At 44.6% G+C, this 26,531-nt stretch carries 23 protein-coding genes; 10 read left to right on the forward strand and 13 right to left on the reverse strand.

Annotated features, from left to right (window positions below):
- Positions 1-2 precede the first annotated feature (2 nt).
- Genes E7027_04155 through fabG form a run of 11 tightly spaced genes read right to left on the reverse strand, consistent with a single transcriptional unit; the run spans position 3 to position 7,942 of the window.
- The gene (locus E7027_04155; protein ID MBE6421307.1) at positions 3-470 is read right to left on the reverse strand and encodes an acyl-CoA thioesterase; all 468 of its coding nucleotides are present in this window, start codon (positions 468-470) and stop codon (positions 3-5) included.
- A complete protein-coding gene (locus E7027_04160; protein MBE6421308.1) occupies positions 467-820 on the reverse strand; it encodes a hypothetical protein in 354 nt (117 codons plus the stop codon). Before E7027_04160 ends, E7027_04155 begins: the two co-directional genes overlap by 4 nt.
- Positions 811-1,224: a hypothetical protein gene (locus E7027_04165; protein MBE6421309.1), complete on the reverse strand. Its 414-nt coding sequence runs from the start codon at positions 1,222-1,224 to the stop codon at positions 811-813. Before E7027_04165 ends, E7027_04160 begins: the two co-directional genes overlap by 10 nt.
- Entirely contained in the window at positions 1,221-3,485 is a 2,265-nt protein-coding gene (locus tag E7027_04170) for a hypothetical protein (protein ID MBE6421310.1), read from the reverse strand. Before E7027_04170 ends, E7027_04165 begins: the two co-directional genes overlap by 4 nt.
- Positions 3,482-4,111, reverse strand: coding sequence for an outer membrane lipoprotein carrier protein LolA (locus E7027_04175; GenBank protein ID MBE6421311.1), 630 nt, complete (start codon positions 4,109-4,111; stop codon positions 3,482-3,484). Before E7027_04175 ends, E7027_04170 begins: the two co-directional genes overlap by 4 nt.
- Positions 4,108-4,560 (reverse strand): hypothetical protein, encoded by a 453-nt coding sequence (locus E7027_04180; protein ID MBE6421312.1) that lies wholly within the window; start codon positions 4,558-4,560, stop codon positions 4,108-4,110. The genes E7027_04175 and E7027_04180 overlap by 4 nt, the downstream gene beginning before the upstream one ends.
- A 3-nt stretch (positions 4,561-4,563) precedes the next feature.
- Positions 4,564-4,944, reverse strand: coding sequence for a hypothetical protein (locus tag E7027_04185; protein MBE6421313.1), 381 nt, complete (start codon positions 4,942-4,944; stop codon positions 4,564-4,566).
- Entirely contained in the window at positions 4,941-5,669 is a 729-nt protein-coding gene (locus E7027_04190; protein MBE6421314.1) for a 1-acyl-sn-glycerol-3-phosphate acyltransferase, read from the reverse strand. Before E7027_04190 ends, E7027_04185 begins: the two co-directional genes overlap by 4 nt.
- 3 nt (positions 5,670-5,672) lie before the next feature.
- Positions 5,673-5,936, reverse strand: coding sequence for an acyl carrier protein (locus tag E7027_04195; GenBank protein MBE6421315.1), 264 nt, complete (start codon positions 5,934-5,936; stop codon positions 5,673-5,675).
- A complete protein-coding gene (locus E7027_04200; protein ID MBE6421316.1) occupies positions 5,936-7,165 on the reverse strand; it encodes a beta-ketoacyl-[acyl-carrier-protein] synthase family protein in 1,230 nt (409 codons plus the stop codon). The genes E7027_04195 and E7027_04200 overlap by 1 nt, the downstream gene beginning before the upstream one ends.
- A gap of 36 nt (positions 7,166-7,201) precedes the next feature.
- On the reverse strand, positions 7,202-7,942 hold the full coding sequence (fabG, locus tag E7027_04205; GenBank protein ID MBE6421317.1) for a 3-oxoacyl-ACP reductase FabG: 741 nt from the start codon (positions 7,940-7,942) through the stop codon (positions 7,202-7,204).
- A 107-nt stretch (positions 7,943-8,049) separates the two neighbouring features.
- On the opposite strand from fabG, the gene E7027_04210 reads away from it, so the two are divergent.
- Together E7027_04210 and E7027_04215 are read left to right on the forward strand one after the other, a co-directional pair.
- Positions 8,050-9,072 (forward strand): class I SAM-dependent methyltransferase, encoded by a 1,023-nt coding sequence (locus tag E7027_04210; GenBank protein MBE6421318.1) that lies wholly within the window; start codon positions 8,050-8,052, stop codon positions 9,070-9,072.
- A 1-nt stretch (position 9,073) separates the two neighbouring features.
- A complete protein-coding gene (locus E7027_04215) occupies positions 9,074-10,462 on the forward strand; it encodes an MFS transporter (GenBank protein MBE6421319.1) in 1,389 nt (462 codons plus the stop codon).
- Between the two features lie 58 nt (positions 10,463-10,520).
- Here the strand turns inward: E7027_04215 and E7027_04220 are convergent, their stop codons facing one another.
- Together E7027_04220 and E7027_04225 are read right to left on the reverse strand one after the other, a co-directional pair.
- Positions 10,521-11,060, reverse strand: coding sequence for a rubrerythrin family protein (locus E7027_04220; protein ID MBE6421320.1), 540 nt, complete (start codon positions 11,058-11,060; stop codon positions 10,521-10,523).
- 37 nt (positions 11,061-11,097) lie between these two features.
- Positions 11,098-11,559 (reverse strand): transcriptional repressor, encoded by a 462-nt coding sequence (locus tag E7027_04225; GenBank protein ID MBE6421321.1) that lies wholly within the window; start codon positions 11,557-11,559, stop codon positions 11,098-11,100.
- 97 nt (positions 11,560-11,656) lie between these two features.
- On the opposite strand from E7027_04225, the gene E7027_04230 reads away from it, so the two are divergent.
- The 8 genes from E7027_04230 (at position 11,657) to E7027_04265 (ending at position 26,505) form a co-directional block, all read left to right on the forward strand.
- Entirely contained in the window at positions 11,657-12,850 is a 1,194-nt protein-coding gene (locus E7027_04230; GenBank protein ID MBE6421322.1) for an aminoacetone oxidase family FAD-binding enzyme, read from the forward strand.
- 66 nt (positions 12,851-12,916) lie between these two features.
- Positions 12,917-14,044 carry a hypothetical protein gene (locus tag E7027_04235; GenBank protein MBE6421323.1) on the forward strand — a complete coding sequence of 376 codons (1,128 nt, stop codon included), beginning with the start codon at positions 12,917-12,919 and terminating at the stop codon, positions 14,042-14,044.
- A gap of 162 nt (positions 14,045-14,206) precedes the next feature.
- Positions 14,207-15,994 carry a Na/Pi cotransporter family protein gene (locus tag E7027_04240; protein ID MBE6421324.1) on the forward strand — a complete coding sequence of 596 codons (1,788 nt, stop codon included), beginning with the start codon at positions 14,207-14,209 and terminating at the stop codon, positions 15,992-15,994.
- Complete coding sequence (locus E7027_04245; GenBank protein ID MBE6421325.1) at positions 15,966-16,304, forward strand: DUF1232 domain-containing protein; 339 nt, start codon at positions 15,966-15,968, stop codon at positions 16,302-16,304. The genes E7027_04240 and E7027_04245 overlap by 29 nt, the downstream gene beginning before the upstream one ends.
- Before the next feature lie 49 nt (positions 16,305-16,353).
- A complete protein-coding gene (locus E7027_04250) occupies positions 16,354-18,573 on the forward strand; it encodes an AsmA family protein (GenBank protein ID MBE6421326.1) in 2,220 nt (739 codons plus the stop codon).
- Positions 18,574-18,666: 93 nt separating this feature from the next.
- Positions 18,667-19,941 (forward strand): hypothetical protein, encoded by a 1,275-nt coding sequence (locus E7027_04255; protein MBE6421327.1) that lies wholly within the window; start codon positions 18,667-18,669, stop codon positions 19,939-19,941.
- Positions 19,928-21,466, forward strand: a complete 1,539-nt coding sequence (gene waaF, locus E7027_04260; GenBank protein MBE6421328.1) for a lipopolysaccharide heptosyltransferase II — start codon at positions 19,928-19,930, stop codon at positions 21,464-21,466. The genes E7027_04255 and waaF overlap by 14 nt, the downstream gene beginning before the upstream one ends.
- 107 nt (positions 21,467-21,573) lie before the next feature.
- The gene (locus E7027_04265; protein ID MBE6421329.1) at positions 21,574-26,505 is read left to right on the forward strand and encodes a hypothetical protein; all 4,932 of its coding nucleotides are present in this window, start codon (positions 21,574-21,576) and stop codon (positions 26,503-26,505) included.
- Positions 26,506-26,531: the final 26 nt, after the last annotated feature.

Here is a 26,531-nt window from a genome sequence, read left to right on the forward strand (position 1 = left end):
AATTAGAGAATAATTTTTCCTTCTTTCCAGTTTTGTAAAAAAGGACGGGCAAACTCCGGCCACTCAAAAAGCAGGTTTTGGTCTTTATCCACCATTAACTGCACACTGTAACCGCGAGCCATGGTTTTTTGATTTTGGTCTAAAATGGTAAAGTCGTAATTCAGGCGGGCGGCATCCGTATAAAACAGACGGGCTTGTATTTCGTATTGTTTCCCGAAGAAGAGAGAAGACAAGTAATCTACATGAAACTGCCGAACCGGAATTAAAATACCGTGATTGTAGAAATCTTGATACCCGATACCAAGCGCATCTCCCAAAGCCACGCGGGCATCTTCAATAAACCCGGCATAGTGTCCATGCCACATAATGCCCATAGGGTCTACTTCATTAAAGCGCACCGTACGAAAGGCCGATTTCGTCAACGGAGCAGGTGCGCCTTCGGGAGTAGTAAAATAAGAAATTTTCTTCATATAAGTTCCTTTACTCTTAAAATAATTTGGCTGAATTTTTCCTCCGTAGAGAGGGAGGATAATTCGGCTAAAAACTTCCCTTCCGGGCGGGGGGTGAAAGAAACTCTCACCCGGGAGCCGGGCCCAATAGGACGCATAAACTTGGAACGCACCACTTCTGCCACTTCCACCGGCTTACCCTCTTGGCGGGAAAGGGCATCGGCACATAAACCCATCTGGCAGACGGCCGGCAAAAGCGGGTTTCCTTCAAAATGTCCGTTAAAAGCGGGGAAATCTGCCGGGATATGATATAAAAAACTATTTTCTTCCCGTCTTACAAAACAAGCGGAAAAATTTTCTTCTAAAGACATTTTTCTTCTCCTGTTGCTTGAACCGAAAAACGCGCACGAGTACGCGAATCGGTAAAAGAAATTTGTTGTTCCGGGCAAGCGGTTTGCAAATGAGTTTTGGCAAAACGCCCGAAAGCCGCCGCCGCCACTTTAGGCAGGGCCTCCGCCTTAAAATAAACTTCCGTTTGTTGTGCGCTTATGCCCATGTCCAGCAGTTTTATCCCGATTTCCGATAAAACAAGTAAGCGGGTCTGTTCACCGTCATAATGGGACAGCGCCGTGAAATATAACCCCCAAGGTTGTATTTCTCCTACCAGTTTTGTCGTTTGGCGAGAATCTAAAACCGTTTGCGGAGCCTCCTTAAACACCAGTCCGCTCCTACACCCGGCCAGTAACAAACAAAGCAGTAAACCCCAAATTCTCATTTCTTTTTCTCCAATAAAGCAGGCAATACAAATAAAGAAGCCAGCATGGCTCCGCTTATTCCCAAAAAGGAAGAAATCCCCATAATTTTCAGTACGCTGTGTTCGGCACAGGCCAGCACACCGAACCCGGCCAGGGTGGAAAGAGCCGCCGTGAGAAGTGCCACAGGCGGGTAAAGATGCTGATGATTACTGCCGAATTTCATTACCTGAAAAATACCATAATCTATCCCTAATCCCATTAAAAGGGGTAAAAATACAAGGACAAATAAGTTCACTTCCACCTTAAACAGAGCAAAACAACCGAAAGTAAAGCAACCCGCCAACACCACGGGAACAAATGAACCCAACACTTCCTTGGTGTTCTTAAACAGCAACCCGACCGCCAGCAAGTTAAAAAGTATCGCCAAAAGGACTATTTGCACGGCTTGCTTTTTAATGGAAGATAAAAGATTTTCTTTTAAGTCTTCCCCGGATACAAAAACAGCATTTTCCTTTTCGTCCAACTCCCGATATTGCGGTGTGTTGGGCACTATATTTACCACGGCAAATTCGCCTTTTTCCGTTTCAATTAGCGGATTATAGATTTCTGTAAAGTCCAAGGTATCTTTTTGAGGATTTTGCAACTGATTGAAAAAAGCGGAAAACACTTGCGGGGCAAAACCTTTTTGGGCGGCTTCTTTTTCCACTAACCCCCGAAGAGAGGTGATTTGTTGTTCCGTCCAAAATTGTTGCCACCGTGCCAAATTTTCCCGTTGTGCTTTTGCGGAAGGAATCATGCGAGCCGTTGCCAACGAAGCAGGTAAAAGGGAGGATATTTTTTCGTTATTTTCCAAGGCTTGCTCGGGGGTACTCCCTTTTACAAATAAAAGCGCATTTTGAGCAGATACTTGAGAGAAAACTTTATCGAAAAGTGCTTTTTCTTCCTTAAAGACGGCAGAGGTAGAATTCAGGCTTTCCAGATCGGAAGAAAAATGGGTATTAAAAACACCCCAAATACCAAAAAGAACAATGAAAAGACTCACCCCACCTGCTACTTTTTTAGATAAAACGGGTAAAGAAAAAAAGGTTTTGGGTGCCCATGATAAATCTTTTTCTGTCCAGAAAGGGGGGAATACATACAAGGCCAAAAGAATGGCCAGCAAAATACCCGCCACCGAGAAAACCGCTATCTGCTTAAACAGTTCCACCGATGAACAAAACAGGGCAAGAAAACAAAGAGAAGAGGTTAAAAAATTACACCACAGATGTTTCTTCAATTTTTGCACGGCATCTTCGGCAGAGGTATCCGTTTGGGAAATAGCAAAGAAAGTATAAATACTGTAATCAACCGATAAACCCGCCACCACACTGCCAAAACCCAGCGTAATACCCGAAATATGCCCGAATACGGCATAAGTTACCAACGCGGCGGGGGGTAAAACCACAACCGGTAAGAGATAAATAAGCAAAGAGGTTTTTCGGCGAAGGAAGAAAAAGAATACGCCTCCCAAAGCCAACAGGGCAAGAAGTGTTATTTTAATTAAATCTTTGCGGATAATGGATACATTTTCAACCGTATAACGCAGGCCGCCTAAATAAAACGCGCGAACTTGTTGGGATAAAGTCCCCGCCAGTTGCATAAATTTGCGGGAAAATTCCTCCGCCTGAGCGAACCCGCCCGCTTCGTTGTAATCGTAGAGGCCGATAAGTATTTTCCCTTCCTCGGCAGATAAAAACCCTTCGCGATAATCGATGCCTGTTTCTGCCCCGAAAGCGGCCAATTTTTGCGCCATCAGGCCGGTAAAGTTCAACGGATCTGCGGTAATAAGAGGGCGGTATAAGAACCCTTCGAAAGAAAGCAGTTTTTGGTAATTTTCTTCCATTTGGCGGGAAACATATTCCGGTGTGAGACGCGAAGGAAGGTCCTTTTCGTCTTCTGCGGAAAAACGCGCGGGCAACGCATAAAAAAGTGTTTTGGCAAATTCGGGGCCCGCCAGGAACGGCGTACGCACCAGGTGATGTTTTAATAAATAATTACGCACCGTTTCGGCCCCTTCCAAGGCTTCTTCTGCGGTCGGGGCGGTAATTACCGTAAATAATTTTTTATTAAGGGGGGAGTGTTCAAAAAGTTCCACCTTTTCACGAATAGAAGCGGGAATCATCGCGTGCAAATTTTCCTGCACACGCATCATACTCATACCCCAAACACATAAGCCCGTCAGGGCCGCAAAGAGCCCCAATGTTAATTTTTTATGACGGCTTATCATTTCCCAAAATTTCACGAAAAAAGTTCCTCTGCAATCGGCTTATTGATTTTGGTATTTTCAAAAATCAGCACGGTGTTATCCCCGCCGGGTTCGTCCATTTGTATCTTTTCCAAGGCTCGGGAATTTGTTTTACTGAACCAAACCGTTATTTTTTCCAAAATTTTATTATCGTCGGATTTGGGGGTTAGTTCCACCCCGTTTTCCAATAAGTTAATATGATAAGAATTGGAAAGAGAGTGCAAATCAAAAGCGAGCCAAACAAGCATTTGGGAGGCTATATTACGGGCCAGCACGCCTTTTACTTTCTTTTTAACGCCTTTTTCCAAACGATAGGTATTGTCTGCGTCCAATAAAAAACCGTTTTGGAAAGGCTCCGTGTATTCCCAACGAATACGAGAAGGTTTTTTGGAAAAATAAAAAAGTCCCCGGCTTATTACAGGCTCGTTCAAAATAGCCAACTTTTTTTCTTGCGTAAAACGGGCGGAAATGGTGTTTACCGCACGGAAGCGGTCGGCAATTTCTTTGATTTTAGAGGCTAATACTTCTTCTTGGGCAGCCGGTGTTTCAACAGGCAAAGAAGTTTCCGCGGATAAACCGGCCGCGGCGCAACACAAACACAATAACATCAGTATTTTTTTCATTTCATCACTCCCGGAGGATTTTTCCCTTCCCACATAAAAATATATACCGTGGCACGAGCCAGTTTTTCCGTTCCGCAAAAAACTTCTCCTTCCACAATGCGGGTATCCATAAAATCGTCTTTTTGGATAACTTTTGTGATTAAGGTATCATTAAGACGCGCTTTTGAAAAAATTTCAAATTCCCGTACAGCCGTTAAATATCCGCCGCCTTCGTTGTCTAGTCCCGCCCACTCCCGGCGCTGCGCTTCACAAGCAGCGAAACTTTGCGCGATAATTTCGGCAAAGGCTTCGGGCATCAAAGTTCCGTCTTTTCGTAAAAACAAATGATTTTCCCCGATAAAACTTTTTACCCGGCTGTCTTGCGGTTGCGCGGATAAAATTTCATCAACCAAACGCATAGGGCCTTTGTGCGGGATAAGGGTAGAAACGGGAGAAAGAGGTTTTGTCATTGTTTATTTTCCTACGCTGGCCCATTTGAAAATAGCAATATCCAAAAATTCTATCCAACGATTATATTTGGGATGAATTTTATGTGTTTTAGGGTTGTAACGCATATTTTTACTATCCGCATATTGAATAGCATATCCGCTTTGCGTATAAGGGATATCCACATCCACTTCGTGCCCGCGGGCATACAGATGCGCTCTCATCACGCCGGGAACCAATTCGGAAACACTCCAGTTACGAGTTGATGCGCCTTGAATAATGGCTTCTTTCACCGTTCGGCCCTCCGCCAAAACAATCGATTTCATCGGTTTATCTTGCACGGGAGCCAAACCGCGGCAACCTACTAACAAAGAAACAAAAACTCCTAAAAACAATACTTTTTTCACTTTTTTTCCTCCAGATTTACAAAATCCATAATTTGTTTTTTTACACTGCGCGCCATTTCCAAATGGGCGAGTTCGCCCGAAAAATCTTGCGGATAAACAGCTGGAAAAGATTTCAATACCACTTCGGCAGGGCGAAGTTTCAACGAACCGGAAGGGAGCATTTTTCCCGTTCCCGCAATAGCCATGGGAATAACGGGCGCACCTGTTTTTTCCGCCAAATAAAATGCACCGCTTTTGAAACGGGCCTGCGGATTTTTACGAGAACCTTGCGGGAAAAGCACAATATCATAGCCGTTATTAAGGGCTTCTTGGCACTTTGCAAGCATTTCTTCGGGCGGGGTTTTTTCGGCATCAATGTATCCGGCACCCTTCATCACAAAACGGAAAAACGGTAACTTAAAAACCCACCCTTTGGTAATATATACCACTTTATTAAATCCCAAGGCTGCTACGGTATATAAATCCAACGCGCTGGCATGGTTGGCCGCCACAATGCAGGGCTGTTCGGGACGGGGGGCTTTTTCCACCTTTATTCCGCGCGAACAACACCAAATAAAAAAGAGAATTCCCTTAGATTGGTAATACACAAATGTACGCACATTTTTTCCGTTCTTGCCGGGGAAAAGCCACAAAAAAGGAGCCGCCGCCAAGGCAGAAAGAAAAAGCCATAATATGGCCGATACCCCTATTATGGCTGTATTAAAAAAAGTGCGCACCGCGTACATAATTTATTTTCCCGCTTCGTGTTCGCGGGCTAATTTTTCGATAAAATCGTACAAATCGTTTAAGGTAACGATGGAGCGGATATCATAGCCTTGGCGCAAAGTCATGCCGAATTTTTGCTCCAACACTACCACCATATCCACCGCGTCCAAACTATCTAACCCTACATCATTTTGCAAATGAGCGGTGGGGAAAAGTTGTTCGTCCGTCAACTCAAATTCTTTTTTGAGGGCTTCGTTGGTCAGGTTAATAATTTCTTCTCTCGTAATCACAGGGGTCTCCTTAAAACCAAAGAACAATTATTGCCACCGATGGCAAAACTGTTCTTCAAAATGATATTTACCGGGCGGGTTTCGTTTTGGGTAACAAACCGTACCTGAGCACAACGATCGTCCGGCGTTTGCAAATTTTTGGTACCGATAAGGGTCTGGCGGTTGAGCATATCCACACAAGCAATCGTTTCCAAACTTCCGCTGGCACCCATCGTATGCCCCAAGTGGCCTTTAAGGCTGTTTACACAAATAGCGGGGCCGAAAACGGCTTGAGCGGCTTGCGTTTCGGCAATATCGCCGATGACAGTACCCGTGGCATGGGCATTTAATAAATCTACTTGGTCGGGCGTGATATGGGCATCTTGCAAAGCGGCCTGCATACACTCCCGCAATGTTTCCGCGGACGGATAGGCCATATTTTCCGTTTCCGTATTGGAAGCAAATCCTATAATTTCGGCCAAAATATGAGCCCCGCGCGCTTTGGCATTTTCTTCCGTTTCCAGGAAGAGAAGCCCGCACCCCTCGGAGCAAACAAGGCCCGTTCTGTCTTTATCAAACGGACGGCAAGCCTCTTTAGGGGAAGTATTAAAATTGTGAGAAGTGGCCTGCATGATATCAAAACAAGCACTAAACATGGGGTGGTATTCTTCCGTTCCGCCGCACAGAGCCTGTTTGACAAAACCGCTTTTGACAGCCAAATAAGCAAGGCCAATATTCATTAACCCCGTGGCACAGGCATCACTGGCCCCGACGCAAGGCCCGTTAATTTTTAAGGCCTGCGATACGGTTGCCAAGGGGGAGTGATTCATAATTTGTAAAAAATCGGAAGTTTTTACCAGTTCCAAATGCCCGTTATGGCAGTGGCCGCAAATTTCCATCCATACGGAAATACTGTTTAGCGTAGATCCCATAAAAAAGCCCAATCCCTGCGGTGGGGTATCATATCCGGCAGATTTAAGGGTTTCCTGCGCGGCGGCATAGGCGTATTTGGCCATACGGCTCATAGAGCGACGGTCACGGCGGGGAATATAGGAAAAATCCATCTCGGGAACGGTAACCGCTACTTTGGTTTTCACCATAGGTAACGCTTCCAATTCCGCAACCGTGTGACAACAAGATTCTCCTGCAAAAAGACCGTCAAGCAAAGCGGGAACCCCTGCCCCGTAAGGGGAAACGGCACCCATTGCTGTAATTACCACTTTAGGGTTGGAAAAAGAATTGGTCATGGATACATTTATTATACTATTTTACGGTAGAGAAACCTACATAGCCACCCCACCGTTTACTTGGAAGGCCTGGCCCGTTATATAAGACGCTTTCGGCGAACACAAAAATGATACCACCTCTGCCACTTCCTGCGGTTTACCCAAACGGCGCAAAGGAATTAAAGGCAAAATTTTATCCATAGGCAAGCCGTCCAACATTTCGGTTTCTATAAACCCCGGGGAAACGGCATTTACTAAAATATTGCGTTTGGCTACTTCCAGAGCCAAACTGCGCGTGGCCCCCAAAATACCCGCTTTGGCGGCGGAATAGTTGGTTTGACCCGGCACCGGGGCATGGGCCGCGGCGGAAGAAATGTTGACGATTCTTCCTTCTTTGGCATGAATCATGGCCGCCAGTACGGTTTTGGTTACATTATGAAATCCGCCCAAAACGGTGGAAATAACCTGCGACCAGTCTTCGTCCTGCATCCAAATAAGTAAATTGTCCTTGCGGATACCGGCATTGTTAACAAGCACATAAGGAGTGTTTTTTTCCAATAACGGGTTTAACGCCGCGCGCACGGCAGTTGCATTGGCCACATCAAAAGGAAGAAGTGTTACGCAGGCCCCCAGTGCTTCTATTTCGGTTTTTGCCTTTTCGGCGGCGGTATGGTTGGAGTGATAATTGAGCCAAATATCAAAGCCGTCTTTGGCCAGTTGTTTGGCTACCGCTAAACCAATGCCGCGGCTGGCACCCGTAACCAGGGCTATTTTTCGGGAAGAAGGGGTATTTGTCATTTGTAAACTCGCTGTAAATAAAATAAAATTATCTATAGAATATGATAACTAAAAACACTCTAAAATACAACACACCTTACCGCCGCACGCGTCGCGAAAATCGCACGATGGCGGATATTGCTTTTGACGCGCAAAAAATTGCCTTTGCGCCCATCAGTTTTCAAGCCGCACTGGCCTTGCGCGATCTGGGTATTTTATCGCTCTTAAACGAAAAAGAAGCGGACGATAAAACAATTTCCAAAAAATTAAAACTTTCGTTGTATGCGGTTCAAACTCTTTTGGAAAACGGAGTGGCACTTGATTTGGTATCGCTCAAAGACGGGAAATATGCGCTTACCAAAACGGGTTGGTTTTTACTGTGCGACCCCATGACCCGTGCCAATATGGATTTTGTAAATGATGTGTGTTATTTGGGTATGCACTCTTTGCAAGAATCGCTTAAAAAAGGCAAGCCCACGGGGCTTAAGGTGTTCGGCAAATGGAAAACCGTTTATGAAGGGCTTTCTAAGTTGCCTGCCAAAAACCGCAAAAGTTGGTTTGCCTTTGACCATTTCTATTCGGATATTGCCTTCCCCGAAATTTTACCGCTTGTGTTTGAACTAAACCCCGCCCGGGTAATGGATATCGGGGCCAACACCGGAAAATGGGCCAAAAAATGCCTGGACTATAAAAAAGATACCTCTGTGATGCTGGTTGACTTGCCCGGACAACTTAATGTTGCCAAGAAGAATTTGAAAAAATACGGAGACCGCGCCCAATATCACGCCGCCAATGTGTTAGATGCCAAAACGGTTCTTCCCAAAGGGGCCGACGCAGTTTTGATGAGCCAGTTTTTAGATTGTTTTTCGGAAGCGGAAATTGTATCTATTCTCAAAAAAGTAAAAGCGTCCGCCGATAAAAATACCCGTATTTATATATTGGAACCGTTGTGGGATCGCCAAGAATATGCCGCTTCCACCTTTTGCCTGAATCACACTTCGCTTTACTTTACCAACATTGCCAACGGAAACAGCAAAATGTATTCTTATGCTCAAATGGAAAATTGTGTAAAAAAAGCAGGCCTAAAGGTAGAAAAAGTGTTTGACGGCGTAGGCCGTTTTGCTTACACGCTTATACGCTGCCGCAAATAATATGACCTTGATTAAAGCCCCGCGCATCAGTAAAAAGTGGATGATTTTTTCCGTTACCGCCAACGGTACTTTTATGTCCACGTTGTCGGCCGGAATTGTAAATATCGCTTTGCCCACCATGTCGGGCGAGTTCGGGGTTTCGTTGGAAAGTATCCAGTTGGTCGTCAGCATGTACCTGTTGGTACTAACCTGTTTACTCCCCGTATTCGGTAAACTAAGCGATATTTACAGCCGTAAGTGGATGTATTTAAGCGGCTTTGCTACCTTTGGGGTAGGGGCTCTTTTGGGGGCTCTTTCCAACTCGCTGGGTCTAATGTTGCTGGCCCGTGCCGTACAAGGGATAGGCTCTTCTGCCATGATGGCTACTTCCCAAGCCTTGATTGCCCAAGTCTTTCACGGAGCATCTCGCGGAAAAGCCTTCGGGGCTATCGGTGCGGTAGTAGCGTGTGGTTCGTTGGCGGGGCCCGCCGTGGGCGGAGCCTTGATTCAAGCCTGGGGGTGGAAATCTATTTTTTGGTTATCTATCCCGATTGCCGTTATCGGTGTTTGGCGCGGCATTTACCTGATTCCGCGCTTTAAGCACCCCAAATGTCCGCCGATGGATTATTTCGGTGCAATCTGCTACACCTTAACCAGTTTCCTCTTTTTATATGCGCTTAACACCGCCGCCGATAAAGGTTGGACTTCGCCCGTCATTTTAACTTCCTTTGTTTTATCCCTGGCCTTTTTCTTCTTATTTATGAGAAGAGAAAATCACGCAAAAAACCCGTTTATCGGCCTGAGCATCTTTCAAATTCCTGCCATTTCATTTGGTTGTTTGATAGCGGTACTGGGGTTTACATCCGTATTTACGAACTCGGTTCTTCTGCCTTTTTATTTAACGGACATCATGCAAATGGATCCCATTAAAATCGGTATGCTGATTTTACCCTTTCCCGTAACTTTGGCTATTTCTTCGGCGGTATCGGGGGCGCTCTGTGCCAAATGGCCTTCCAAAATCATCATCACGGCCGGCTTTTTGTTTCTGTTGATTTCTTACCTGATGTTTGCATGCATCGGGTGCCACCCCAGCATTTCCTATATCATTTTGGCACAACTGGTCATGGGGGCAGGGAGCGGTACATTTCAGGTACCCAATAATAACATAGTCATCAGCGCGGCCCCTAAAGGAAAACTCGGTGTGGTGGCAAGCGTAAATGCACTGGCACGCAATGTGGGTATGATTTTGGGAATTGCCCTTTCCGTACTGGTATTTACCGCCGTTCAAAACCATGCACTCGCCCGGGATTTTTCCGCGCAAGACGCCTTTATCAGGGGATATGCTTGCGCCATGTTATTGGGTGCTTTGTGCGCGGCCTTGGGGGGAGTGCTATCAGCCGTGCGAAAATAAAATTCTTCCATAAAAAAACCCCACCGATTGGTGGGGTTTTTGTTATTTCCAAAAACAACTAGAAGTTTTCGGGGTGAATCATGAAGTAGGCTTGCGGGTGAGCGCAGACAGGGCATACTTCGGGGGCTTTTTCGCCCACGTGTACATGACCGCAGTTGGCGCATTCCCACACCACTACACCGGCTTTGGCGAACACTTCTTTGGCTTCTACATTGTGTAAAAGTTTGCGATAGCGTTCTTCGTGCATTTTTTCGATTTTGGCTACAGCCCCGAACAAGTAGGCCAATTTATCAAAGCCTTCTTCTTTGGCTTCTTTTTCGAATTGGGCGTACATATCAGTCCATTCATAGTTTTCGCCTTGGGCGGCATCTAACAAGTTGGTAGCGGTGTCGGCAATTTGTCCGTCGTGCAACGCTTTGAACCACAATTTGGCGTGTTCTTTTTCGTTGTTAGCGGTTTCTTCAAAAATTTTGGCAATTTGCACATACCCTTCTTTTTTGGCTTTAGAAGCGTAGTAGGTATATTTATTGCGGGCTTGAGATTCTCCGGCAAAAGCGGCCATCAAGTTTTTTTCGGTTTTAGATCCTTTTAATTCCATTTTTGTCTCCTTTACAAAACAACAATTATTATATCAATTACGATATCTTTTTTTGACACCGATTGCAAATTCCTCTAAACTGCACATTTACTTGCTTGATTTCGCCCCACTCGCAAACGGGGGAAAAAGCATCTTTTTCTTCGGAGAAAATATCGTACACTTCTCCGCATCGGGTACACACAAAATGGGCGTGAGGGCGCAAGTCTCCGTCAAAGCGCTCTTTGGCCGGAGTACCCACCCGCACCAAAAGTTCCATGGCTTCCAGGGAAGAAAGGGTGCGGTACACCGTATCCAAGGATACATGAGGGATTTTTTTGCGAACCAAATCGCAGACTTTTTCCGCACAAGGGTGTTCGCGGGAAGAAGCCACCGTACGGAAAATTTCCCGGCGTTGTTCCGTTACACGCAATCCTTTTTTGCGGCAAACGGTTTCAAAAGCCTCTAATCGTTTTTCCACTTCCTTTTCATTTGGTAGCATTTGTGTGTTCATAATCATCATATTAGTAATAATTCTTAATAAAGTATAACATATTTTTTTATCTTTGTAAGCGTTTTTTAGAATTTATTGAAGATTCAAATTTGCTATCCTTATATATATGGGTATATATGCAAACTCAAAGAATACTGTTTTTCATACGGCTATTGTCGGTGCGGGAGCCGGAGGACTTTTTTGCGCAGGAAGTTTTAACCACCATAAAATTGTGCTGGAAGCCAACACCAAACCTGCTCTTAAAGTAGGAGTATCGGGTGGGGGAAAATGTAATTTTTCCAACCGCTTTGTTACCGCTGCCGACTATTTAAGCCGAAATAAACATTTTTGCAAAAGTGCTTTAGCCGCTTTTAAGCCGCAAGATTTTATCCGTTTGCTCGATGAATCTCATATCCCTTGGGAAGAACGACAAAACGGTCAGCTCTTTGCGTTTGACGCGCAGGAAATCGTAAGACTTCTTGTAAAAAGGGCTCAAGCGGCCAATACCCAAATTCTTTATAATACGCGCGTGTTGGATATCCGCAAAGAAAAAAATCTTTTTATACTGGATACTTCCGCCGGCCCTATACAAGCCCAACGAGTAGTCCTTGCTACGGGGGGGCTTTCCTTCCCGGCACTCGGGGCTAACGGGTTTGGAATTAAAATGGCTCATAAATTCGGGTGGGAGGTAACGGAACCGCGCCCGGCTTTGTGCGGCCTTTCTTTTCCTAAAGAATACAGAGAAAATTTTTCTGCTTTAGCCGGGAACAGTTTAACGGCAAAACTGACTTACGAAAAGAAATCTTTTCCGGGGCAGTTGCTTTTCACGCACGACGGAATCAGCGGCCCGGCGGTACTGCAGACTTCTTTATTTTGGGAACCGGGCAACTCCATTGAAATCGATTTCTTGCCGGGGAAAAATGTGTTGGAATTTTTAGTTTCTTGCAAAAACTCCAACCAAACCGTTTCTTCTGCGCTCGTGCAAGCGGGACTGGCTAAAAAAATAGCAAAGTCCATTTTACACGGAATCGATTGCGATTTGCCCAACGCTACACGCGCCCAACTGGCAGAAACAGCCCGCTTAATCAATCATTTTACGGTTACGCCGAGCGGCACCTCCGGCTACACCAAGGCGGAAGTAACAGCGGGGGGAATTTCCGCAAGAGCCTTTAATGCTTCCACCTTTGAGTCCCGTTCCGTACCGGGCCTGTATGCCGTAGGGGAAGTGTTAGATGTTACGGGCCGCCTGGGCGGGTTTAACTTGCATTGGGCGTGGAGTAGCGGTTTTTCCGCCGCCAAAGCATTAGAAAAATTATTCTAAATTTCGTACGCGCACACGCGTTGCTTTTGCTATAATATGGGTACACCTATACCAAAGAGGTAACACATGGAAATTCGCGAAGAACAGAATTTATTTCAGTTATTAATTGGAAGTTTCCGTCTTATCAATCGTGCCACCGGGGCAATTATTGTCTATATTATTTTAATTGCATTGATTAACGGGGCAATTGCTTTCTCTCCCAAAGTTGGTGTGCCTCAACCGATTTCCTCTCTTCTCGGCTCTTTCTTTTCCGTTTACTCGGGCCTTGCTTTGTGGCGGATTTTAGCCGCCAAAGCAGAAAATAACGGCGAATCAATTACCAATTCTTTTTCCGCATCCCTCTTTCCCACTTTCTATATGTTGGTTTACAGTGTATTTGTCGGGATCGTGGGGGTAGTTGTTGCGGTCGTACTTTATTTCTTGCGCTTGCCGATGCCGGTTATGATAATCCTTGTATCTGTCCTAGTATTCTTGTTCTTAACCCGCTTGATTTTTGTACCGTTAGCCATTGCCCTTAGAAACCAAGGCCCCATAGAAGCCGTTGTGTACAGTTGGAACTTAACCGGAAGAAGATTTCTAAAAGTGATTTCCGGGATTATTTTATCTTCTGTATTTCCTTTCCTCGTTTTGGGTGGAATTGCTTACGGCCTTTATGTGGCAATCCCGCTTTACTTTGCGAACCATTTTAACACGGTGTTCTTTATCATTTTAATTGCAGGGCTGGGAATTTTGTGGATATTTTTGTGGTTTTCCATGACGGCTTTTCTTCTGTTACTCTTCTTAAATTTAGATTATGGCGAAAACCGCTTTTCCTTCACTCCCAATGTGGTGAAAGAAGCCCAAGCCAAACAACAATCTTTTGCGCCCTCCAAACCCGAACCGGTCAACTTAAAAACGCAAAATGTTAACCTGCTTGATGAAACCGATGTGCAAGCCGTAAGCGTTACTCAAGCTTCCATTAAAACGGAATCTGCACACGAACATTTAAGCGAACATTTGGATCAAGTTTATCAACCCAAGCAAGAAGATTTAGAACAATATGTTGCGGAGGAAGACCGCATGCCCACTATTCTGTTTGACGACGATATGGCCCGCCAAATGGAAGAAAACCGAAAAATGTGGGAACAACAAGCCCAAACGGGCCAACAAGAGGATAAAGGGGAAGACGATTCTCCGATTAAAATGTCCAAATGATGCTAACAGCACCACTTGTTTCGCTTGCTTTACAGCCGACCTCGTTGACACAAGCAACGGGCAAGGAAAAATTTGTTTGTCATAAAACGGGAGAATCCGCTATTGCGGGTCTCCCGTTTTTGTTGTTTGAAAAAGAAAAAATAAAAAGGAGAAAAAACACGTATGTCAACCTTATTGACCACGCTTAACCTATTCGGTGGCATGGCCATCTTTCTGTTCGGCATGAAAATCATGAGCGACGGATTGCAGAAAGTATCCGGTGATAAAATGCGCCAACTCTTGGGCATTGCCACCGCAAACCGCTTTGCGGCTACCTTTTCGGGTGCATTGGTAACCAGTATTATTCAGGCTTCCGGTGCTACTACCGTCATGGTGGTAGGCTTCACCAGTGCCGGATTATTAACACTCTATCAAGCCCTCGGGGTTATCTTCGGGGCCAACATCGGCACCACCTTTACGGCTTGGATTGTCAGTTTCTTTGGGTTTAAGGTTCAAATTTCCCTGTTTGCCTTGCCCGTTATTGCAGTAGGTTTTTTCGCACAGTTTATCCCCAAAGCCGTTACGATTCGCCGCATTGGCGAAACCATGGTAGGCTTCGGGCTTTTGTTCCTCGGTTTGGATATTATGAAAAATACTATCCCTCCGGACTTTGCCCAAAACCCCACCGTTGTGGCCTGGATCAGCAAGTTCCACCCCAGCAACATTTGGAACTTGTTTATTCTCATTTTTACGGGTTCCTTCTTAACCATTATGCTTCAATCTTCCAGCGCGGTAATGGCCATGACGCTTACCTGCGCGGCAGCCGGAATCATTGACTTCCCGACCTCCTGCGCTTTGGTGTTAGGGGAAAACATCGGCACCACCATTACCGCTAACCTGGCTGCTCTCGGCGCAGGCAAAAATGCTCAACGCGCGGCCTTGGGGCACTTTCTCTTTAACTTCTTGGGCGTAGTGTGGGTTTGCTGTGTATTTAACCACTTCGTAGAGTTTATAGATTGGATGATACCGGAAAGCCCTTATAGCAAAGACCCGGAAGTGCTTACTTCCACTTTGCCGTACCACATTTCGGCCTTCCACACGGCATTTAACATCATTAACACATTGATTATGTTGCCGCTACTCAAACAATTGGCCCACCTTACTTACCTTATCATTCCCAAATCTAAACGGGAAGATAAAAAAGAACACGAACTGGTGTTCTTGTCCACGCGCCTTACCCAAACGCCGGAACTTTCCCTGATTGCGGTGCGCAAAGAAGTGGAACGCATGATGAGTTTTGTTACCAAAATGACGGATAAACTTATCCATGCCGTAAAAGTAGATGACGAAAAAATGTTCGCCCGCCTCATTGAAGATGTAAAAGAAGCGGAACGCACTACTGATGTGTTGGAACATAAAATCAACCTCTATTTAACCACCCTTACACACGGGAACCTTTCCCGCCATGCGGTAGCGCAAGCGTTCTCGCTTTTTGATGTGCTTAACAGCATTGAACGCATGGGTGACTGCGGAGAAAAAATTGCCCGTATTTTGGAAAAATTCCACACCAAGCAACCGTTCTCTACGACTGCGGTGGACGATTTGGAAAGCATTGCCAAATTGACCAAAGTAATCACCAAACGCACCCGCCGCGTACTTGTGGACTTCCAACAAACCACCAAACAAGGTCAAGCCCGCGCAGAACAAACTTTCCGCGATGCTTTAACCGACGAAGAACAATTAAACGCCATGCGTAAACAATTGTTAAAAGACCGCCGCGAACGCATCTTAACAGGGAAGGAAGAAGCCTCCCCGGATTCTATCACCGCGTATGCCGATATCTTAAACAACTTTGAAAGAATCGGCGACTACGCCATGCGTGTAAACGAAACCATTTTGGGTATGCGTGCGGACGACTTAACCGCCCAAGAAACACCCGAAAATGCGGACAAACCGCAAGAGGTTTTATAATATGAAATTCTCCCCCGCGATACTTCTTCAGGATATGGCATCTTTTTTCCCGATGCTTTGGGCGGTATTGCGGGGGAAATACAAAATGCCCTGGGGCACTTTTTGCTGGGGTATTTTGTGTTTGATTTATGTGATTAGCCCCATTGATATCTTGCCTGAATTTTTACCCGTTTTAGGCATCACGGACGACGGAGCCTTTGTGTTATTGGTATTAACGCTTTTACATAAAGATTTAGAAAACTTCCGCCAAGAAAAAAAAGAACAGGAAAATGTAATAGAAGCAGAAGTAATTTCCGACAAAAACAACTAACCCTTTTGCGTGCTGGAATTTTTCTGCACGCCTTTTTTATATTAAACATATGAAAAAACTATTCAAAATACTACTTAAAATGGCCCTCGTACTCGCGGTATTGGGGATAGCGGGGTTGATTACCCTTCGGCTGATGTTTCCGCCCGAAAAAGTAAAAACCCTGGCTTTAGACTATGCAAAAAATAATTTGCATCGGGAAATGTCCTTCGACAAACTTTCCTTTAATTTAATCGGCGTTACTTTGGAAAATTTTGCCCTTTCCGAAAGTTCCACCTTTCAGGAAGGCACTTTTGTAAAAGCCGATAAATTAGTAGTAAAAGTGGCGCTTCTTCCGTTACTTAAAAAACGGGTAGAAATTTCCACCATTGAAATAGACGGGTTAGATGTAAACATTGTAAAGCAAAAAGACGGCGCATTTAATTTTGATTCGCTCCTCTCTTCTTCCTCTACTCCCGCCGAGGCCGCAACCGCCGACCCTGTCGAAAAAACCGCAGAAACGGATACTTCTTCCTCTTTAGTGCTGCTGGCCGAAACCATAGAGGTAAAAGATTGCAATTTTTATTATAAGGACTTACAAACGGGCACTTCCACCGAAGTGGAGAAACTTAATATCGAAATTTCCGATTTCGACCTTGCCTCCCCGTTTAATACGGTTATCTCCTTCACGACTGCCTTTGAACAGGACGGAGGAATTTCCGTTTCCGTTCCTGTCACGTTGGACTTTACCGCCTTTTTAGCCAATTTGGAAATGGCAAAAGCCTATGTAAAGGTAAATAAAATTTCAGCTGACTATAAAACGGTAAAATTCTTATTAAAAGGGGAAGTAAATAACTTTGAATCGCCCAAAGCCGACCTGACAGGTTCCTTAAGCGGTATTAACAATCTCGTCTTAGCCGACCTGTTGCCGGACTTGCCCAACTTCACCCTTCCCGTGATTAACTTAACCTTAAAGGCCGATGCCGATTTGAACAACTCCTCCGCGGTTATCAATCAAGTGGCCCTGTCGGTGCGGGACAGTTCCTTCAACTCTTCGGGAAAAGTAAATTGGGGGGGAGCCGCGCCTGCTTATAATCTGACCGGTAACCTTAAAATAGATTTGGCCCAACTCGTACAAATGACCGACACCATCAGCGGCTTTAACCCCGCGGGGCAAATCAGCGGTTCTTTCAAAGCCACGGAAAAAAAGGAAAATAAAGATATCAGCGGTACAATAACCTTAAAAGATGTCACCCTTTTCTACGCACCTTTTACGGCAAAATCCTTAAACGGAACTATCAAATTGGCCTCTTTGGACGATATATCCTGCGATAGTTTCACGGGCCTTCTTAATAACGAAAAATTTACCTCTTCGTTCTCTTACAAAAATGTAAAAGAGGTAATGGCCTTAGCGTTAAACTTAGATTTAGCCGCCCTTAAATTGGACGCGTTCCCGGGCCAAGACACCCCTGAAGAAGAAACGGCTTCAAGCGAAAGCCCCTCTCAAGAAACGCCCGAACAAAATACGGAAAAAACCGGACAAACCCCGGAAACTTTTATGAATATAAAAGCCGATGTAAAAGTGGGCGCGGTACAAGTGCCGTATTTCCGCACGGACGGTTTTTCCATTAAGGCTGACCTTACCCAAATCAGTTCGTCTATGGCCAAATCAAACGGGCAAGTTTCTTTTAATCTTCAACCGGGAGCGATTACGAACTTAGACTCTTTCGTGAAAGAAAACAAAATTGTAAAAATCTTACTTCTGCCCATTACGGTGGTACGCAAAGTAGCCAATATGTTGCATATTGACCTTTTCCCCGCCGAAAACGAAAGCAAAAAAGGGGAAATTACTTTCACCAGCGGAGAAGGTGTTTACACGTTTACAAACGGACTGATGACTTTGGACAAAACTTCCTTCCTATCCAAAGTTACCAATCTGAACGGTACGGGTAAAATTAACTTTGCCACCCAAGCCCTGGATATGAAAGTTTCCGCCACAGTGTTAACCAGCCAAACACCGATTGTCATTAAAATCGGCGGGACGATGGATAACCCCAGCGGAAAGTTAGATGTCGTCAACACCGTTACCTCTGTGGTGGGGGGAATTTTGAACTATAAAACCCCCGGCAAAGTAGTTACCGGAACGGCTGATGCGGCGGCCGCCGTTACCAAAGGGGTTGCCACCACGGCCACCGACACGGTAAAAGGCACCGTAGATGCCGCCAAAGACACGCTTAAATCTATCGGCAGTCTGTTTAAGAAAAAGACAGATACGCAAGAAGAAAACCAATAAACTTGTTTTTCATCGCCCCGTTTCACGGAACGGGGCGTTTCTTTTCTCGTGTTTTAAGCCCCTTTCTTGAGGTAAATTTACTATAATAGATATATGGGACATATTATCCTTATTCTTACCAATTTGGTGTTCCCTTTGGCGGCACTGGGCGTGGTGATAAGTTTTCTGTTATCGCCCCGGCGCGACCTATTAAAACACCTAACGCAAGAATTACGCGAACGCTTTGGCTTGGAGGCGGAAGGCTCCGTCATACAAGATGCTGTTTGGCTCCATTGTGCCAGCGTGGGGGAAGTGATGTCCATGAAGGAAGTAATTTCCCGCTTAAAAGATTTCTACGGAAAAGAAATTTTGGTAACCACCTCTACCCAAGCCGGGAAAGAAACCGCCTTAAAAAACCCGCAAATTAAGCAAGCCCTCTTGGTTCCGCTCGATTTTTACCCGTCCTGCAAGCGTTTTATCCGCTTGGCAAAACCGTACCGCTTATTTGTTGTCGAACGCGAAATTTGGCCTAACATGCTCTATGCCGCCGAAAAAGCGGGCGTGCCTACTGCCTTAATCAACGGACGCATTTCCGCTAAATCGGCTACTGCCTACAAACTTATTAAACCGCTTTTTTCGCTTACTTTAGGAGGACTTCGCTTCGCCGCTTTGCAGGATAACGATGCCGCGGCTCGCTATGCCGGGCTCGGTATTAAAAAAGAAAATATTTTTGTTTGCGGAAATGTAAAATACGATACCTTAAACGATCAACCCGCCAAAATAAAAGAAGTGGAAAAAATCTTTACTGCGCTGGGTTGGAATAAAAATAAAATTTTAGTAATGGGCAGCACTCACCCGCAAGAGGAAACCATGCTGTTACGCGCCGCGCCGGAACTGATTAAAAAAGGAGTAAAAATCGTTTTTGCGCCGCGCCACCTGGAACGCATGCCCGAAATTACCGATGCCCTGCGCCAAAGCGGGTTGAAATACGCGCTTGTCAGCGAAAATAAATTTAATAAAAAAATCGATGTTTTGTGTGTAGATGTAATGGGCCTTTTGTCCTCCGTTTACGCAAAAGCCACTCTTACTTTTGTGGGCGGTTCCGTGGCTCCCCGCGGAGCGCACAACTTATTGGAACCCGCCATTTTGTCTAAAACCGTTTTGTTTGGAAAGTATTTCTATAACGCTCCCTTAACCGCAGAGGCCTTATTGGAATGCGGGGGGGGAGTCCTTGTAAATGAAAACAATTTCAAAGAAACCGTCCTGCGTTTGTTGGCCGATTCGGCACATTTGGAAAATATGTCCGGCAAGGCACGCACCGCAGCACTCGGTTTCAAAGGAGCAACCAATAAAATTATGGAAGTGGTAAAAGCCTATGAACAAAAATAAACCCAACATTTTAGTTATCCGCTTATCTTCTTTGGGCGATATTGTGCTATCTTCGCCCGTGTATAAAAACATCAAAGCCGCTTGGCCCGATGCCCGTATTACCCTACTGGTAAAACCTCAATTTGCCCAAGCCTTGGCGGGCCACCCCGATATCGACGAAATTATGGTGGCTAAAAAAAGTTTATTTGCCAATATCCGCCAAATTCGTGCCGGACACTTTACACACTTGTTGGACTTGCATGTAACCTTAAAAACCATGCTCATGAGTTTCTTCAGCAAAATTTCCAACCGTATCCGCTACGATAAAAACTCCATTGCCCGCCGTATGTTTGTGCGTTTCCACAAAACTTCGCCGGTATTGGAAAGACATACCTTGGATAAATATTTGGAAGCCCTGAAACTTTGGAATATCGAAATTAAATACAGAGAACCGAAACTCGGCGACTGGGCCTACAAAAATGCCGAAGTAAACGGTAAAAAAGTGCGCAAAATTGCCATTTTCCAAACTTCTTTTATCGGTGATAGCGTACTGACTACCCCGTTAGTGAAGAAAACCGCTAAACTCTTCCCCGATTCCAAAATTGTAGTCATTACCCGCCCTCAAACGGACGAAATTTTCCGCCCCATGAAGGAAGTAAGCGAAGTAATCCTCAATGATAAAAAAGGCTGGAACAAACTTGCCGGTATTTGGAAAACGGCTCAAGCCATTAAAAAAGCGGGTGTGGATATTATTTTGGTACCCCACCGCAGTTTTAGAAGTGCCTTAATCGCCTGGCTTTCCGGCGTACCGGTACGCATCGGCTTTACCTCCAGTGAAGGTTGGTTCCTTTATACCAAAACCGTTCCGTTCTCTTGGATGATTCACGATGCGGAACGCAACCTCTCTCTCTTACAAGGTATTGTAAAAGAAAAATTTACCGCCGAAAAATTAAATATGCGCTACACCCCTTCCGCCGAAGAAAATGTGGCACGCCTGATGAAAGATTTTAACTTAGAAGGCAAAACCTTGGTCGGTATTCATGCCGGCAGTGCCTGGCCGACCAAATGCTGGCCGATGGACTATTTCGTAAAACTCATCAGCCGCTTACAAACCGAAATGGGTGTAAAAGTGGTTCTTGTGGGAGGCGGTAAAAAAGACGCCGACTTGGGTGAAAAAATCTGCCAACTTTCCGAAGGCCATGCCGCTAATCTGTGCGGAAAAACCAGCCTGTCTGACTTGATGGCTCTTATGGAACATTTCAAACTGTTTATCACCAACGATTCCGGCCCGATGCATATTGCCACCGCGTTTGATGTACCCACTTTGGCCATTTTCGGCCCTACCACGCGCGAACTCGGTTTCTTCCCGTATGGGGAAGGGCACCGCGTGTTAGAGGTGGAAAACTTGCCTTGCCGCCCCTGTGCGCTCCACGGCGGAAAGAAATGCCCGCTTGGACACTTCAAGTGCATGCGCGATATCTTGCCCGAACGTGCCTTTGAAAACGCCAAAGAAATGTTGGAAAAACAAGGCATTACGGCAAAATAATTTTTTTTCACACCACTTCCCAAAAGGGCCTACCCAAACGGTAGGCCCTTTTTTTATTTTTCCTGGGTCCTTCGGCCCTTGGATATAAGTTGGCAATTTCTTACTATATGAGTATAACTAGTTATCTAAAGGGAGCCCTTATGTTCCAACACTACTTACGCCTATTTCTTGCTTTTGTATTTTTTATTAACATTTTTACACCTTCTTTACTTCAGGCTCAACAGGCCACCGACGGAAAGAGAAGACGGATTTTGAGCACTTCCACGAGCAGACAAGAACTAGAACTTATGCGCTGGGATTACTATTCGCTCCCTCAGGATAATACAAGAGTTGTTGATACCTCCCAATTGCGCCCAATCAATACCATAAAGAATCCCGGACTCCCTATAGAAACAGATTCTTCTATCCCTGCTGTCAGACAATACATTAGCCAACGATTAGAAAATAAGGTAAACGAAAGGATAAGTGACGAAGGACTTAGCAGGCTTGAATCAATGGAACCGCTTGCTCTGTATGAAATGCATGTCTTGCACGACCGAAGGAATTTTCTCCAAGCAGAAAAAGCGCTGTTAAAACAAGTGAAAGCAGAACATGAGTCCGGAAAATTGGACTTAACAGATACCGAACGAATATGGAAAGCGACCAAAACTGCGAAAATTCTTAACTTGCTGGAGGAAGGGAGTCAAGAGTATTCCGCAAAAAACGCTGTTAAGAGAGATAACACTTATGTCGCGCCGCCGGTTATTTTTACAAGACCGTTACCTGAACCTAAAGGTACGAAAAAAATCTTCCCGCTAGAAGCCTTATATAACGAAGATAACTTACATATCGGTTGGATAAAGTATTTTTTGTCCGGCGAAGAGAAATTTTTGCTTCAAAATTTTGCCTATAAGTGGTCCGATTTGCGTTATTTCTATTCCTCAACTCCTAAGATGGTTTCTAAACTCAACAGTTTTACCGGCAGATATGACAATATCAAAGAAACTCAACCCAACTTTCTTAATGCTTGGTTCAAATATTTTACCACTGGCCCGGCTAAGGAAATTACTAAATACGAAACAGATCTTTTGCGATATTTTGTCGTTGAAAGAAAGCATTCTTTGGAAGAAGTGGCCGAAGCCGCAATTTACTTTACAGATTTACTTGACCCGCAAGAATTTGCTTCTTTTGCGGGAGAAGAGAGAGAATTTATTATCCAAGAATTTTTGGAAGTGGAAGAAATTCTTAAAAAACGCTTGTATTCCATAAAAGGAAAAAACTGGGAAGCTGTCAACGCTCGCGGCGCACTTCGCCTGGCGTTGTGGAACTTATACAAATTCTACTATCAAACGGGTATCAAAGAAACCAGCGGCATGGAAGCCCCGCTTGATGAATTATTAAAAGGCATGCAGATTGGGTGGAATTACTACAAGCACACCACTTTTTCCTTCCCCAAAGAACATTATCAACCCGCCAAGGTTTTCCCATTAGCGGCGGAAGGTTCCTTTGGAGACAAACTTTGCAAAGAAGCCATAGAAGAAGCAAAAAGCGTAGACGGGAACCAAGAAGTCTATCACACAGCTTTGCAGTATGCCGCCATCCTTTTAATGCAAGCAAAAGGAAACATTTTACCCTTAATGCGCTATGTGGACCAAAACAAAGAATCCGTTGACTTGACCAGCCCCGTTGTGAGCGACTCGGCCGTCGTTTTACAAACAGCGGCTAATGAAGCCTACCAAGATCCTTTCAAATTGGCTCTTTTTATCGGTGCGTTACGGATTTTATCTGCCCCTGTCGAATTTTCTATGCGCACGCGTTTGTCCGCGGTGGAACACGCTTCCTTACTCTACGGTAATACTCCGCGTAAAAAACAATCTATCCCGGCATTAGATGACAAAATTAAAGCTCAGTTAGAAAAAGACAAAGCCTATTTTGCCGAAATGACAGGCAAACTGTATTGCTTTATGTTATTCACTTATAAGCGAAATGATTCCTTCGAGTTGGACTCCGATAATTTCGCAACTTTAGTTACTTCATTAAATTCAACCTATTACGATTTTTATTACCCGGACGGTCCCATAATTCAAGCAGCTGGGTCTCCTTCCATTTTGCCTAAAAATATGGATAATGAGAGAGCCTACTGCCAGCCCTATGATCATGTTAAAGTTTTAGAAAACAAAAAAATAGATGAAATGGAAGAGGCCGTTGCCATGTTTGTGGTAGATGCCGGACTGTGGATTGTCGGCGGATGGGTTATTGGTGCTTTATTCAAAGGCGTTTCTATTGTAATTCGTTCTTCTTGGGTAGCCTTAAAAGCAACGCCCAAGGCGCTTGGAGCCGTCAATACAGTTAGAAAAGGGCGCAAAATACAGGCCGCCGTTATCGAATACAAAAAAGCCTACCGCTATAGTAACTATATGCGTAATGTGGCTAAAAACAGCACTGTTACCCAAACTTATACAAGAGCAAATACTGCCGCCCGTACGGCCAAAGGAGCCTCCACCGCTCAGCAAAGCAGCCGTGCTGCCACAACCGTCACTGCTCAGGGGGGGAAAGGGGCAACAACTATTACAAGCCAAGGAGCAAAAGGAGCAGGCACCGCAACATCCGCTTCTGCCGGAGCATCTTCTGCGACCTCCGGCTCTGCTGCCGGCACTGTCGGCCGCGAAACAACCAGAGCTGTTACCAAAAAAAGCCAACTTATTTATAGCGACTGGAACCCTTTTAGAAACCCGAAACAACTTACTAACTTAACACGCACGGAATACAGACCTTTTACCAGCGAACCGTTGACTTGGCGTTTAACGGATGAATCGCTTGCCCTGTTTAATGCCGAAAGAGGTATCCGCAACTATGATATTCTGCGCAAAATGAGGGGAGTGGATCAATTTGGAAATACCATGAAATTCTTTGAACCGTTGCCCGCTTCCAGATTATTCTCCTTCAATCCCACTATCGCCCAAAGAGAACTGGGTGTGATGACCCAGTATGTCCAAAACGGAGGATTAAAAGAATTAAATATATGGGGGTTAACCGAATCGGGAAATTTAGTACAGATGATAGGCCCGCTGGGTAAACCCGTGGGGAACCCGCTTATTACCCGGGTTTTTGCCGCAGACCAGGGTTTCACAAAATTAGCCTTGAACAACCCTGCTTCCTTTATGAGGCTGGCAGCCTCGCCCAACAAACCGGCTGTAGGATTGATCAGCGAATTAAGCTTTCCGCTTTCTTCGGAAAGTATTGCCTTAAGTTTTTTAAGAAAAGGCTATGGCCTTTCGGGCAAAAATTTGTTTACAAAGGCCCTACTCCCGACTTCTTGGAAAACCTTACCCCTGGCCGAGTGGAATTACATTAAGAGATCTTGGAAACCCACTCTTACACTCTTCGGGGCTTGGGAAGCTGGAGATATTATTGCAGAACCGTTAATTACACAATGGCAAGAAAAAACACTTCTTTCTTTAACCAACAAAGCGATGACTCCCTATTCTGGTATTTTTGATGAAGCAGGTAAATGGGGGAAAGCGTTAACAGAATTGAATTACAAAAATGGCTCTATTCCGCCCGCATCGGCTCATTTAGCAAGTGATTTAGCCGACAACAACAAAGACCCCGAGTATTTATTCCCGCTTCTGGCGGGGGGAATCGGTACCGGTCTTGATTATGTAGATATTTGGAAAGATATTCCCCTTATCGGCAATATGACAGATTGGATTGGAAAATCTCTCATGTCTCTGGGCCAAGAGATATCCTCTGTTCCCGGCGGAGAATACTTGTCGCTTCCCTTTATCTTAACCAGCCTGCCTTTTCAAGGGGCAGAACCTTTGAAAATGATGGGAGGAATTGAAGTTCCCCAAGAAGCCAAAGATATGTTAAGCGAGCAAACCGAACATCGAGCTTGGAAGACTCGTACGGATACCAACAAAATAAAACGTTCCTATAGAAAAATGGCAGAAAGTATGTATGAAAATGCAAGTCAAGTCATTTTTGAGAACGTTCCTAAAGAGCGCCGAAAAGACGTTCAAGAAGCCTTTGGAGATTTGTTGGCTGAATATAAACGCGACCTTACAGAAGCTGTTAAAAAACCCGAAACAGCTAACGATATCATGCCTATTACGGAAAAGTTCAATCAAAACTTTTGGTTGCGTTCCCACGAAGTTAACTTTAGAGAATTAAAAAATTTGGCAAAAGAAAATCTAAATACCGAACTAAGAAAACCGGTTTTAACCAAAATAGATCAGGCCATGAAAGAGATTGATACGATCCGGCAAGGGGATTCTATTTTGTCGGAAGCCGAAAAAGAAGAAAAAGAAAAACAATTAACCGGTATCTATAATAATGCCGTTTTAGCATTAAGAGAACAAATATATATAGCCAAAATAATGAAAGAAATTGAAAATGCAAATCAAGCCTACTATATTAAATTTGTTCAGTCTTCTTTTGCAAAGGTTTCTCAAAATATACAACCTGAGAAATTTGATGACTATTTCCAACACTTGGAAACAAATTTGGCTAATGGCTTTTCTATCCTTGAGTTTTGGGTATATTACAAAGAGGCCTTTGTCACAATGCAATCTCAAGCAAGGGAATTAGGAAATGAAGAATTATGGGGAGAAATCGAACAAGTTTTAGGGAAAGTAGAAGAATACTTAAATGATCCCAAACCTTTAACAGCGGAGCAACAGATAGAAATAAACAACGCTTACCGTACCCTGCATTCCAAGCTAAAAAAATCTCTGGAACAAAATATCATTTTGTGGGAAAAAACAATCTTGGCTGATATTAACAATTTTGGAACCAAGGTTCAAACTTACATTGTTTCTTGGAAAAATAAAGAAGCACGCAAAGAGGCCGAAGCGGCTATCGAAACCTTTGTGCAACAAGCCACGGCTGTTGTAAAAGGGGAAGGTTTGGTATCCGACAAAAACAATCAACTCAGAGCACTTCTATCCGCCATACAAAAGCAATTACAAAAAATCTATAATGAAAAAGAGTTGCAACAGGAAATGAAGGAAGAACTCTTACCTTCCAGCAATACTGACCTACATACCCAAGCGTATTAAAGCTATGTAAAGAAGAACCCCCGGTA

The organism is Elusimicrobium sp. (assembly GCA_015062115.1).
In the GTDB taxonomy this organism is placed as follows: domain Bacteria; phylum Elusimicrobiota; class Elusimicrobia; order Elusimicrobiales; family Elusimicrobiaceae; genus Avelusimicrobium.